Source organism: Sphingomonas hengshuiensis (assembly GCF_000935025.1).
GTDB lineage: Bacteria > Pseudomonadota > Alphaproteobacteria > Sphingomonadales > Sphingomonadaceae > Sphingomonas > Sphingomonas hengshuiensis.
On record NZ_CP010836.1, the window covers coordinates 1,443,157 to 1,455,359 of the forward strand.

The window sequence follows — 12,203 nt, forward strand, 5'->3', positions numbered from 1 at the left end:
GGGTTCGGAGACGAAGCTTGAACACACGCGCGATGCTCTTCGCAGCGCTTCTGGCGACCAGCGCATGCACCCCTGCCGAAACGGGGGGAAATGGCGCCGCTACGGTGGCCGGCGCGGGGATCGGAGTCGATCTGGCGGGGCTCAACAAGGGCGTGCAGCCGGGCGATGATTTCGAGGAATATGCCAATGGCGGCTGGCGCGCCCGTGCCGAAATCCCGGCGGACCGATCGGGCACCGGCAACTTCCTCGAAGTGTTCAACAAGGCCGAGGCGAACAACACCGCGATCATCCAGGCGGCGCTGAAGGCCAATGCCGCGCCCGGCACCGACACCCGCCGCATCGCCGATTGGTACAATGCCTATACCGATACCGCCGCGATCGAGCAGCGCGGGCTGGCCCCGCTGGCGGGCGAGATGGATGCGATCGCGGGGCTGAACGACAAGACCCAGCTTGCGACGATGCTGGGCGCCAATCTGCGCGCCGATGTCGACCCCCTCAACGCCACCAATTTCGAGACCGAGAATCTGTTCGGGCTGTTCGTCAGCCAGGCGTTCGACCGGCCCGACACGACCGTCCCCTATCTGCTCCAGGGCGGGCTCGGGCTGCCCGAGCGCGATTACTATCTGTCGCCCAAGGCCGAAATGGCGACGGTCCGCGACCAGTACAGGGCCTATATCGGCAAGCTGCTGAGCCAGGCGAATATCACCGAGCCCGATGCCCGCGCCGCGCGCATCTTCGCGCTGGAGAGCCGGATCGCGCAGGCGCATGCCGACATCCTCACGAGCCAGGACGCGCACAAGGCGAACAACGCCTGGAAAAAGGCCGATTTCGCGGCGTATGCGCCAGGGATCGACTGGGGCGCGTTCTGGAACGCCGCCGGGCTGGGCGCGCAGGACGATTTCATCGTGTGGCAGCCCGCCGCCGTCGCCGGCATCGCCAAGCTGGTCGCGAGCGAGCCGCTCCAGACGTGGCAGGACTGGCTGATGTTCCATCGGCTCAACGAAGTCTCCAGCGTGCTTCCCGCCGCGTTCGACCAGGCGCATTTCGACTTTTACAACCGCACGCTGAGCGGCCAGCAGAAACAGCGCCCGCGCGACAAGCGGGCAATCGGCAGCGTCAACCAATGGCTGGGCGATGCGATGGGCCAGCTGTACGTGAAGGACTATTTCCCGGCATCGTCCAAGACCGATATCCAGACGATGGTGTCCGGCATCCTGAAAGCGTTCGATACGCGCGTCGCGCAGCTTCCCTGGATGGCGGACACGACCAAGGCGGAGGCGCGCCGGAAGATCGAGACGATGCGTGTCGGCATCGGCTATCCCGAGACGTGGCGCAGCTATGCCGGGCTGGAGGTCAAGGTCGACGATCCGGTGGGCAATCTGCGCCGCGCCGAACTGGCCGAATATCGCCACCAGATCGGCAAGATCGGCAAGCCGGTCGATCGCGGCGAATGGTGGATGACGCCGCAGACGGTCAATGCGGTCAATTTGCCGCTCCAGAACGCACTCAACTTCCCCGCCGCGATCCTTCAGGCGCCCTTCTACGATCCCGGCGCCGACGCGGCATCCAACTATGGATCGATCGGCGCGACGATCGGGCATGAGATCAGCCACAGCTTCGACAATCTCGGCGCCGATTTCGACGCGAGCGGGCGGCTGCGCAACTGGTGGACCAAGCCCGATCTCGACCGGTTCGAGGCAAGCGCGCAGGCGCTGGTCGCGCAATATGATGCATATGAGGTGCTGCCGGGCCTGCACGTGAACGGTCGGCAGACGCTGGCGGAGAATATCGCCGACGTCGCGGGGCTGAGCGCGGCCTATGACGCCTATCGCGCCTCGCTGGGCGGCAAGCCCGCGCCGGTGATCGGCGGGCTGACCGGCGACCAGCGCTTCTTCCTCGCCTTTGCCCAGAGCTGGCGCGCGAAGAACCGCGAGCAGATGGTGCGCGCGCGGATCGCGAGCGATCCGCATGCGCCGGACCGTTTTCGCGCGCAGACGGTGCGGAATCTGGACGGGTGGTATGCGGCGTTTGCGGTGAAGCCGGAGCAGAAGCTGTATCTGGCGCCGGAGAAGCGGGTGAAGGTTTGGTGAGGGTTTGAGAAGGTTTCTCACACAAAGACACGAAGGCACGAAGGAGAAGAATTGTTCTTTTGTCTTCGTGCCTTTGTGGCTTTGTGTGAAGCTATCTTAAGAAGGGTTTTTCGCGCAAAGACGCAAAGGCGCTAAGAGAAGAAGAGCCGTTCTTCTGCTTTGCGGCTTTGCGTCTTTGTGCGAGAAAAAATCTTCTTTCTTGGACGCTCCGCGTGAGCCGCTCAGCGCAAGATGCTCGCCGCCACTGCCTCCGCGACCTTGATCCCGTCGATCGCGGCGGAGAGGATGCCGCCTGCATAGCCCGCGCCTTCGCCTGCCGGGAACAGCCGGGCGGTGTTGAGGCTCTGGAAATCCTTGCCGCGGGTGATGCGGATCGGGGAGGAGGTGCGCGTTTCCACCCCGGTCATCACGGCGTCGGGATGGTCGTAGCGCGCGATCTGGCGTCCGAAGGCGGGCAGCGCCTCGCGGATCGCCTCCACCGCGAAGGCGGGGAGGCACTCCGACAGGTCGGTCATCGTCACGCCGGGCTTGTACGACGGGGTGACTTCGCCGAGCGCGGTCGAGGGGCGGCGGGCGAGGAAATCGCCGACGCGCTGGCCGGGTGCCCAATAGCTGGAGCCCCCCGCGACATAAGCGAGCGATTCCCACTTCCGCTGGAATTCGATCCCCGCCAGCGGCCCCTCGGGATAATCGCGCGCGGGGTCGATGCCGACGACCAGCCCCGAATTGGCGTTGAATTCGGCGCGCGAATATTGGCTCATGCCGTTGGTGACGACGCGGCCCTCTTCGGAGGTGGCTGCCACTACGCGACCGCCGGGGCACATGCAGAAGCTGTAGACCGTGCGCCCATTCTCGCAGTGGTGCGCGAGGCTGTACGCGGCGGCGCCGAGATCGGGGTGGCCCGCGCATTTGCCATAGCGCGCCTGATCGACCCAGCTTTGCGGATGCTCGATGCGGACGCCGATCGAGAAGGGCTTGGCCTCGATATGCACGCCGCGACGGTGGAGCATCTCGAAGGTCGGGCGCGCGCTGTGGCCGACTGCCAGCACGACATGATCCGCTTCGAGGAAGCTGCCATCGTCGAGGTGGAGCCCGCGGAGCGACTGGCTGCCATCGGGCAGGCGCTCGAGCTCCAGATCGTCGACGCGCGTCTGCCAACGATATTCGCCGCCCAGCGATTCGATCGTGCGGCGCATGGCCTCGACCATCGTGACGAGGCGGAAGGTGCCGATATGGGGGTGCGCTTCCCAGAGGATGTCGTCGGGCGCGCCGGCCTTGACGAACTCTTCCAGCACCTTGCGGCCGAGGAAGCGGGGGTCCTTGACCCGGCAATAGAGCTTGCCGTCGGAAAAGGTGCCCGCACCGCCCTCGCCGAACTGGACGTTCGAATCCGGGTTGAGCTCGGCGCGGCGCCACAGGCCCCAGGTGTCCTTGGTGCGCTCGCGCACGATCTTGCCGCGATCGAGGATGATCGGGCGGAACCCCATCTGCGCGAGAATCAGCCCCGAGAACAGCCCGCACGGCCCTGCACCGACGACTACGGGCCGCAGCCCGGCCCAGCCATCGGGCGCGTGGGCGGGGGCGCGATAGGCCATGTCGGGGGTGGGGCGGACATCCTTGTCGCCTTCATGCGCGGCGAGCACCGCGGCTTCGTCCGCCAGTTCGACGTCGAGCGTGTAGATGAGCAGGATCGCGGTACGCTTGCGCGCATCGTTGCCGCGCCGATAGACTTCGAAGCGCAGCAGCGCGGCGGGCTCGATCCCCAGCCGTGCGCAGATCGCCACCGGGAGCGCGGCGGGATCATGGTCGAGCGGCAGGGCGAGTCCGGAAAGGCGAAGCATGGGGGAGCCTAGAGCATGATGACGACAAAGAGCCCGTTCGTGCTGCGCGTGTCGAAGCATCGGCCCTTTGACAGGCTCAGGGCGAACGGTGGAGGGTGGATCGACCCAACCTCAGCGCGCTCTAAAGGCTAAACCTGCGCGCGCCAAATCGCGGCGGTCAGTCGGGGTCGGTCTCGACCGGTGGCGCGGCGGGGAAGGGGGCGGGGGCACTGTCCAGCGCGCGGCGGAGCTGGTCGCGGTCGAGCTTGCCTTCCCAGCGCGCGACGACCACCGTCGCGACGGCATTGCCCATGAAATTGGTCAGGCTGCGGCATTCGCTCATGAAGCGATCGACGCCGAGGATCAGCGCCATGCCCGCAATCGGCACCTGCGGCACGATCGCCAGCGTCGCCGCCAGCGTGATGAAGCCCGAGCCGGTCACCCCCGCCGCGCCCTTCGAACTGAGCATCGCCACGCCCAGCAGCGCGAGCTGCTCGCCCAGCGTCAGCTCCACGCCGGTCGCCTGCGCGATGAACAAGGCCGCCAGCGTCATGTAGATGTTGGTGCCGTCGAGGTTGAACGAATAGCCGGTGGGGACGACGACCCCGACGACTTCCTTGTCGCACCCGGCGCGCTGCATCTTTTCGATCAGCGCGGGGAGCGCCGCTTCGGAGGAGGAGGTGCCGAGCACCAGCAGCAGCTCGGCCTTGAGATAGCGAATCAGCTTTAGGATCGAGAAGCCGTTGAGCGCGGCGACCGCGCCGAGGATGACCAGCACGAAAAACGCCGACGTGAAGTAGAAGCTGGCGACCAGGGTGCCCAGGCTCTGGAGCGTGCCCAGCCCATAGCGCCCGACGGTGAAGGCCATCGCGCCGAACGCGCCGACCGGCGCTGCCCACATCACGATCGTGACGAGTCGGAACACCACCAGCCCGAGTCGCTCGAGCAGATCGGTGACGGCGCGCGCGGGCTCGCCGACCAGCGCGAGCGAGACGCCGAACAGGATTGCGACGAACAGCACCTGGAGGATCGAGCCGCTGGTGAACGCCGAGACCAAGGTGGTCGGGATGATCGAAAGCAGGAAGCCGGTCAGCGTCGAGGCATGCGCCTTTTCCTCGAAGCCATGGACTTCGGCGGCGTTGAGCGTGACGGGGTCGACGTTCATCCCGGCACCCGGCTGGACCACATGCGCGACGACCAGCCCGACGACCAGCGCCAGCGTCGAGAAGAACAGGAAATAGGCAAAGGCCTTCACGACCACGCGGCCGAGCGAGGCGAGCTGGCGCGACCCGGCGATGCCGGTGACGACGGTGAGGAAGATCACCGGCGGGATGATCATCTTGACCAGCGCTATGAACCCGTCGCCGAGCGGCTTGAGCCCGGCGCCGAATTCGGGCGCGAAATGTCCGACCGCGATCCCGCCGACGATGCCGACCACGACCCAGAAATAGAGCCGCTGCCAGAAGCGCTGGCGGGTGGCCGGGGCCGTGGGTGTCGCGATGAGCGCCATGCGCTGTCCTTATTCTGTCTCAGTCGATGCGGCGGCGTTCCCCCGCAAAAAGGCGCCCCATGCGAAAAGGGCGCCCCCTTTCGGGAGCGCCCTTCCTAACTGTGCGTACCGGCCATTGCGAGCCGGAAAGCCGATCAGTTCGCGTTGGCTTCCGCCACGTCCGCGTTGTTCTCGGCAACTGCTTCGGCGTTCTCGAGAGCGGTTTCCACCACTTCGTTGGTCGCGTTGTCGCCGGCTGCGTCATAGATCGCTGCGTTGGCTTCTTCCGAAGCTGCGACGTTCTCTGCCACGGTGTTGGTGGTCTCGCCACCGCAAGCGGCGAGCGACATCAGGCCGGCAGTCGCCGCAACAATGAGGATCTTCTTCATAGGGAGGCTCCCAGAAACATAAACGTTTCGCACCCGGCCCGAATGCCGTTGCGAAGCTGCTGAAATAGCGGTCGTTGCGGTTTCGTCAATCATAAATTCGCCGCACCGCAAAAATTTCGCCATTATTTCGCCCGATTTCCGCCTTTCCGCAGCCATTTACGGGGCGGGGTCACTCCCCGTGCGGCGGCACCCCGGCGATGTCCTCGGGCGCATTTGCCACGATTGTCAGCAGCGTGGTCCATGCCGCCACATTCTGACGGAGCTGCGCCGGATCGATCTTATCGAGCGTGTCGTCGGGGGTGTGATGATAATCGAAATAACGCAAGGCGGATTGCGACAAGTCGATTCCGGCGACCCCGGTCTGGAGGATCGGGCCGACATCGGTGCCGCCATGCGCCTCTCCCCGTCCGCGCGCGATGCCCAGAGGGGCCAGCGCGATCGCCAGCCGATCCGCGATCGGTGCGGCACCGACGGGGAGGTTGGTCTCGAACTTCCACACCCGATCTGCCCCGGAATCCGATTCGGACGCGAAGACATGGCGTTCGCCGGTATGCGCCTTGGCATAGGCCGCGCCGCCGAAGCCGCCGACTTCCTCGGCGCCGAACCACACCACGCGGATCGTGCGGCGCGGCTGGCCCGCCGCCATGACGGCCTTTGCCGCGGCAGTGGTGATCGCGATTCCCGCCGCGTCGTCGATCGCGCCGGTGCCCAGGTCCCAGCTATCGAGGTGCCCCCCGACCAGCACGATTCCCGCCGCAGGGTCGCTGCCGGGCACATCGCCGATGACGTTGCCCGATTCGGCCTCGCCCTTGAATTCCGGCGTGACGAGCAGCCGCAGCCGCACCGGGCCGCGCTTGAGCAGGCGTTCGAGCTGTTCGGCATCGGGGAGCGAGAGCGCGGCGGCGGCGATCGGAGTCACGCCCTTTGCCCAGTTGGTCACGCCGGTATGCGGGTTGCGGTGATAGTCGGTGCCGATCGAGCGGATCAGGATCGCGACGGCGCCCTTGGTCGCGGCGACATTGGGGCCAGCGCGGCGGGCGGCGCCGAACGCGCCATAGTGCGAACCGTCCTGCGTCGCGGTCATCGAATGGCTGACGAATGCGATCTTGCCCTTGACGCGCTCCGCCGGGGCGGCGGCGAGATCGGCCATGGTCGGGAAATAGACGATTTCCGCCTCGACGCCCTTCGGCCCGGTGCTCCCCGAATTGCCGAGCGCGGCGATCGTCAGCTTTTGTGCCGAGGGGCCGACGACTTCGGCGGTCTCGGCGCCGCGCACCCAGACGGGCATGCGATAGGTCTCGATATGGACATTCTGGAAGCCGAGCGCGGTCAGCTTCTTCACGCCCCAGTCGCGCGCCCGCGCCTCCGCCTCGGTCGCGGCGAGCCGCTGGCCGACTTCGGTGGTCAGCCCCTCGACCACATCCCACGCCACCTCGTCCTTGAGCGCGGCGTCGCGCAACGCCGCCACATCGGGCGCGGTCTGGGCAAGGGCGGAAAGAGGCAGGGCGAGCGCGGCGACGGCGGCGAGCAGCAGGGGCTTTTTCATGGTCCCGATTGCTATACGCACCTGCAACATTTGCCAATCCGTCCGCCGCGTCGAGCGCCAGAATTGCCAATCGCCCGCCTGATCGCTACATGGCGCCCAGCTTTTCCTGGCATTCTCAGACATCCGAACGGAGACCCCGACGTGGCCGCGCAATATGCCTTTGTCATGAAGGACATGACCAAGACCTTCCCCGGCGCCCCCAAGCCGGTGCTGAGCAACATCAACCTGCAATTCTATCAGGGCGCGAAGATCGGCATCGTCGGCCCCAACGGCGCCGGCAAGTCGACGCTGATGAAGATCATGGCGGGCGTCGACAAGGATTTCACCGGCGAGGCATGGCCGGGCGAATATATCACCGTCGGCTATCTGGAGCAGGAGCCCCAGCTCGACCCGACCAAGACCGTGCTCGAAAACGTCAAGCAGGGCGCGCGCGAGACCGCCGACCTGGTCGATCGCTTCAATGCGATCTCGGCGGAGATGGGCGATCCCAAGGACGACACCGATTTCGACGCGCTGATGGAGGAGATGGGCGACCTTCAGGCCAAGATCGACGCCGTCGACGGCTGGACGCTCGACAACCAGCTCGAAGTCGCGATGGAGGCACTGCGCTGCCCGCCGGGCGACTGGCCGGTCGAAAATCTGTCGGGCGGTGAGCGTCGCCGAATCGCGCTGACCCGGCTGCTGATCCAGAAGCCGTCGATCCTGCTGCTCGACGAACCGACCAACCATCTCGACGCCGAAAGCGTCAACTGGCTGGAAAACCACCTCAAGGACTATGCCGGCGCGGTGCTGATGATCACCCACGACCGCTATTTCCTCGACAATGTCGTCGGCTGGATCCTCGAAATCGATCGCGGCAAGTACTTTCCCTATGAAGGGAATTATTCGACCTATCTGGAGAAGAAGTCGAAGCGGCTCGAGCAGGAGGACCGCGAGGAATCGGGGCGCCAGACTGCGATCCGCAACGAGCTGGAATGGATTCGCCAAGGCGCCAAGGCGCGCCAGACCAAGTCCAAGGCGCGTATCGCCAAGTTCGAGCAGCTCGTCGAGGCGCAGAAGAACCGCAGCCCCGGCAAGGCGCAGATCGTCATCCAGGTGCCCGAGCGGCTGGGCGGCAAGGTGATCGAAGTCGAGAACATCTCCAAGGCGTTTGGCGACAAGCTGTTGTTCGAGAACCTGTCCTTCACGCTGCCCGCGGGCGGCATCGTCGGGGTGATCGGGCCGAACGGCGCGGGCAAGTCGACGCTGTTCAAGCTCATCACCGGGCAGGACACGCCCGACAGCGGCACGATCGAGCTCGGCTCGACGGTACGGCTGGGCTATGTCGACCAGAGCCGCGACCATCTCGACCCGAAGAAGAACGTCTGGGAGGAAATCTCCGACGGGCTCGATTATATGAAGGTCAACGGCCACGACCAGTCGACCCGCGCCTATGTCGGTGCGTTCAACTTCAAGGGCGCCGACCAGCAGAAGAATGTCGGCAAGCTCTCGGGCGGTGAACGCAACCGGGTGAACATCGCCAAGATGCTCAAGCGCGGCGGCAACGTGCTGCTGCTCGACGAACCGACCAACGATCTCGACGTCGAAACGCTGGGCGCGCTGGAGGAAGCGATCGAGAATTTCGCAGGCTGCGCGGTGGTGATCAGCCATGACCGCTTCTTCCTCGATCGCCTCGCGACGCATATCCTGGCGTTCGAGGGCAACAGCCATGTCGAATGGTTCGAAGGGAACTTCGAATCCTATGAGGAAGACAAGCGTCGCCGCCTGGGCGACGCCGCCGATCGCCCGACCGCGCTGTCGTACAAGAAGCTGACGCGGTAATGGCCCGCGCCGTCCTGACCTTCGCCGAAGGTCAGGACGGGGGCTCCGTCACCGGAACGGCGGTTCGTTGAACGCGCGCAGCTTGCGCGAATGGAGCTTGGCGCCTTCGCGGCGCAGTTCCTCGCAGGTTTCGATGCCGATCTTGAGATGTTCGGCGATGGCGCGTTCGTAGAAGCGATTGGCCTGGCCGGGCAGCTTCAGCTCGCCGTGGAGCGGCTTGTCCGACACGCAGAGCAGCGTCCCATAGGGCACGCGGAAGCGATAGCCCTGGGCCGCGAGCGTCGCCGACTCCATGTCGATCCCGACCGCGCGGCTGAGCGAGAAGCGCAGCGCGCTGGCCGAGTAGCGCAACTCCCAGTTGCGATCGTCGCTGGTGACGATGGTGCCGGTGCGCAGTCGCTGCCGAAGCTCGTCGCCGCTCTGCCCCGACACCGTCTCCGCCGCGCGGGCCAGCGCGAGCTGGACTTCGGCGATTGCGGGAATCGGGATTTCGGGGGGCAGCACATCGTCCATGATGTGATCGTCGCGGAGATACGCATGGGCGAGGACATAGTCGCCGATCCGCTGGCTGGGGCGCAGCCCGCCGCAATGGCCGATCATCAGCCACGCCTCGGGCCGCAGCACCGCGAGGTGATCGGTGATCGTCTTCGCATTCGACGGGCCGACGCCGATATTGACCAGCGTGATCCCCGTGCCGCCCGGGGCCATCAGGTGATAGGCGGGCATCTGGTGGCGGCGCCATGCACTGCTGTCATTGAGCAGGCGATCCGGATCGTCGCCGCGTTCGACCAGGATGCCGCCCGCGCCCGAAACGCCGGTGAAGCGGCTCGTGGCGCCATCGGGGCCGGGATTCAGCTGATCGATCGCATAGCGGATGAACTCATCGACATAGCGGTGATAGTTGGTGAACAGGATGTACTGCTGCACATGCTCGACGGGCGTGCCGGTGTAGTGCCGCAGGCGTGCAAGCGAGAAATCGGTGCGCAGCCCGTCGAACAGCGCCAGCGGGCGGGTGTCGTCATAGGCGATCCACAGCCCGTCGGCGATCTCGTCGCCGATATGGGCGAGTTCGGTGGTCGGGAAATGGCGCGACAGTTCGGTCGCCGAAATCGCCTCCATCCGGTGCGAGTGGCTGGCGTCGAGCACATAGGGAAAGGGAATTTCCTGAGTACCCGGGCGCGCGTCGACCTCGACATCATAATCCTCGATGAGGAAAGTGAGTTGTTCGACCAGATAATTGGCGAACATCGCGGGTTTGGTAACGCTGATTCGATAGGTGCCGGGTTCGACCAGCCGCCCGAACGATCGCCGAGGGATCGGGCGGTCGGCGCCGCCACGGTAGCGAAGGTGGATTTCGGGATAGGCGAACGAACCGTCCCGGCGGCTTTCGGGCGCGGGCGGCGTGCCCTCGGTCATGTAGAGCGAGAGCGCGGCTTGAAGCCGCTCGACCGAGCCGCGATAGAGGCGATCGAGTTCGGCGACGATGTCGGATGCTTTAGTCATCTTCGACGGCTAATGCGTCAACATGACTCTGGCAAGACCAACCCCTCCCGGAAACCACCGGGAGGGGCGGGGCGATTACTTCTTCGCTGGGCCTTTGGCGGGCGTGTCCTTGTCGCCCAGCAACTGGCTGGCCGCATAGGCCGCGCCGCCGACCGCTGCCGCTGCGCCCGCCGCGATGGCGGCTGCGGCGATCGGATGTTCCTTCACCGCCTCGACGGTGGCATCCACGGCGCTGCCCACCGCTTCCTGTGCGGTTTCGAGGAAGGACTTGTTCGCGTCCGACGCCGGGCTGGTGCCCTCACCGGTATTGTCATTCGTGGCCATGGCATTTTTCCTTGTGGGTAGAGGAAGGTGCGCCGGATTCAACTCCGGCGCCCCCATGCCAGTTCCGTTACGGTCGCAGTATTAGAGCTGGCCGAGCATATAGTCGGCCGAGCTGACTTCGAACTGGCCCGGCGCCTCGACGTTGAGCTGCTCGACGACGCCGTCATTGACGATCATCGAGAAGCGCTGGCCGCGCGTGCCCATGCCGAACTTCGATCCGTCCATCTCGAGTCCGAGTGCCTTGGGGAAGCCGCCATTGCCGTCGGCGAGCATCGTCACCTTGCCCTCGACGCCCGAAGCCTTGCCCCATGCGCCCATCACGAACGCGTCGTTGACTGCGGTGCACGCGATCTCGTCGATGCCCTTGGCCTTCAGCTCGTCGGCCTTTTCGACGAAGCCCGGCAAATGCTTGGCGGAGCAGGTGGGCGTGAATGCGCCGGGGACCGAGAAGATCGCGACCTTGCGGCCGGCGAAATAGCTGTCCGACTCGACGGCGTCGGGGCCGGCCTCGGTCACCTTGACGAAGGTCGTGTTCGGAACGCGGTCGCCTTGCTGGATCGTCATGTCAGTCTCCTTGGATGAGTCTCGGGCTTCAATCGGCGCGGACGATGACATTTTCAAGCGTGGCGGAGCAGGATCGGGGCGGGTAAGTGTGCAGCGATGGAGTCGGCACCTTTCCTTACCGGACAATTCCTCCTCGCAATGCCGGGGATCGGCGATCCGCGTTTCGAACGCGCGGTGATCGCAATGTGCGCGCATGACGCGGACGGCGCGCTGGGGATCGGGATCGGCGAGACGATCGACGGGCTCGGGCTGCACGACCTGCTCCGGCAGTTCGACATCGATCCGGGCGCGTCGCCCGACCGGGCGGTGCATTTCGGCGGACCGGTGGAGCCGCGGCGCGGATTCGTTCTGCATACCCCCGACTGGTCCGGGCAGGACACCGTCGACGTCGGCGGACGCTGGGCACTGTCGGGGACGATCGACGTGCTGCGCGCGATCGCCGAGGGGGAAGGGCCGTCGCGCTGGCTGGTGGCGCTGGGCTATGCCGGCTGGGGCGAAGGGCAGCTCGACGCGGAGATGACGCGCCACGGCTGGTTCAACACCCCCGGCGACGCGCGGCTGCTGTACGATGTCGAGGCCGATGCGCGCTGGGCCAGCGGCTTTGCATCGGCGGGGATCGACCCACGGCTGCTGTCGAACGCCGCGGGCAAGGCGTGA

The 12,203-nt window shown here is 65.8% G+C and carries 10 protein-coding genes; 3 read left to right on the plus strand and 7 right to left on the minus strand.

Annotated elements, in window-relative coordinates:
• The first annotated feature begins 17 nt into the window (after positions 1-17).
• Entirely contained in the window at positions 18-2,090 is a 2,073-nt protein-coding gene (locus TS85_RS06330; protein WP_227698699.1) for a M13 family metallopeptidase, read from the plus strand.
• A 221-nt stretch (positions 2,091-2,311) separates the two neighbouring features.
• On the opposite strand, the gene TS85_RS06335 is transcribed toward TS85_RS06330, so the two are convergent.
• From TS85_RS06335 to TS85_RS06350, 4 genes are all read right to left on the minus strand, one after another.
• Positions 2,312-3,931 carry an NAD(P)/FAD-dependent oxidoreductase gene (locus tag TS85_RS06335; protein WP_044331119.1) on the minus strand — a complete coding sequence of 540 codons (1,620 nt, stop codon included), beginning with the start codon at positions 3,929-3,931 and terminating at the stop codon, positions 2,312-2,314.
• 157 nt (positions 3,932-4,088) lie between these two features.
• Positions 4,089-5,420 (minus strand): dicarboxylate/amino acid:cation symporter, encoded by a 1,332-nt coding sequence (locus tag TS85_RS06340; RefSeq protein WP_044331121.1) that lies wholly within the window; start codon positions 5,418-5,420, stop codon positions 4,089-4,091.
• A 134-nt stretch (positions 5,421-5,554) separates the two neighbouring features.
• Entirely contained in the window at positions 5,555-5,788 is a 234-nt protein-coding gene (locus tag TS85_RS06345) for a hypothetical protein (RefSeq protein WP_044331123.1), read from the minus strand.
• A 169-nt stretch (positions 5,789-5,957) separates the two neighbouring features.
• Positions 5,958-7,334: a M20/M25/M40 family metallo-hydrolase gene (locus TS85_RS06350; protein ID WP_044331125.1), complete on the minus strand. Its 1,377-nt coding sequence runs from the start codon at positions 7,332-7,334 to the stop codon at positions 5,958-5,960.
• Positions 7,335-7,475: 141 nt separating this feature from the next.
• On the opposite strand from TS85_RS06350, the gene ettA reads away from it, so the two are divergent.
• Complete coding sequence (ettA, locus tag TS85_RS06355; protein WP_044331127.1) at positions 7,476-9,155, plus strand: energy-dependent translational throttle protein EttA; 1,680 nt, start codon at positions 7,476-7,478, stop codon at positions 9,153-9,155.
• Between the two features lie 48 nt (positions 9,156-9,203).
• Here the strand turns inward: ettA and TS85_RS06360 are convergent, their stop codons facing one another.
• The 3 genes from TS85_RS06360 to TS85_RS06370 form a co-directional block, all read right to left on the minus strand.
• Positions 9,204-10,658 carry an AMP nucleosidase gene (locus TS85_RS06360; protein WP_044331128.1) on the minus strand — a complete coding sequence of 485 codons (1,455 nt, stop codon included), beginning with the start codon at positions 10,656-10,658 and terminating at the stop codon, positions 9,204-9,206.
• Positions 10,659-10,733: 75 nt separating this feature from the next.
• Positions 10,734-10,982, minus strand: a complete 249-nt coding sequence (locus TS85_RS06365; RefSeq protein ID WP_044331129.1) for a hypothetical protein — start codon at positions 10,980-10,982, stop codon at positions 10,734-10,736.
• An 81-nt stretch (positions 10,983-11,063) separates the two neighbouring features.
• Entirely contained in the window at positions 11,064-11,546 is a 483-nt protein-coding gene (locus TS85_RS06370) for a peroxiredoxin (protein WP_044331130.1), read from the minus strand.
• Positions 11,547-11,642: 96 nt separating this feature from the next.
• Between TS85_RS06370 and TS85_RS06375 the strand changes: the two genes are divergently transcribed.
• Positions 11,643-12,203, plus strand: a complete 561-nt coding sequence (locus TS85_RS06375; RefSeq protein ID WP_044331131.1) for a YqgE/AlgH family protein — start codon at positions 11,643-11,645, stop codon at positions 12,201-12,203.

What these genes read in the sequence shown, in the direction of transcription:
- TS85_RS06335 (WP_044331119.1), bottom strand. Translation starts at nt 3,931, where the DNA reads ATGCTTCGCCTTTCCGGACTCGCCCTGCCGCTCGACCATGATCCCGCC.
- TS85_RS06340 (WP_044331121.1), bottom strand. Translation starts at nt 5,420, where the DNA reads ATGGCGCTCATCGCGACACCCACGGCCCCGGCCACCCGCCAGCGCTTC.
- TS85_RS06345 (WP_044331123.1), bottom strand. Translation starts at nt 5,788, where the DNA reads ATGAAGAAGATCCTCATTGTTGCGGCGACTGCCGGCCTGATGTCGCTC.
- TS85_RS06350 (WP_044331125.1), bottom strand. Translation starts at nt 7,334, where the DNA reads ATGAAAAAGCCCCTGCTGCTCGCCGCCGTCGCCGCGCTCGCCCTGCCT.
- TS85_RS06360 (WP_044331128.1), bottom strand. Translation starts at nt 10,658, where the DNA reads ATGACTAAAGCATCCGACATCGTCGCCGAACTCGATCGCCTCTATCGC.
- TS85_RS06365 (WP_044331129.1), bottom strand. Translation starts at nt 10,982, where the DNA reads ATGGCCACGAATGACAATACCGGTGAGGGCACCAGCCCGGCGTCGGAC.
- TS85_RS06370 (WP_044331130.1), bottom strand. Translation starts at nt 11,546, where the DNA reads ATGACGATCCAGCAAGGCGACCGCGTTCCGAACACGACCTTCGTCAAG.
- TS85_RS06375 (WP_044331131.1), top strand. Translation starts at nt 11,643, where the DNA reads ATGGAGTCGGCACCTTTCCTTACCGGACAATTCCTCCTCGCAATGCCG.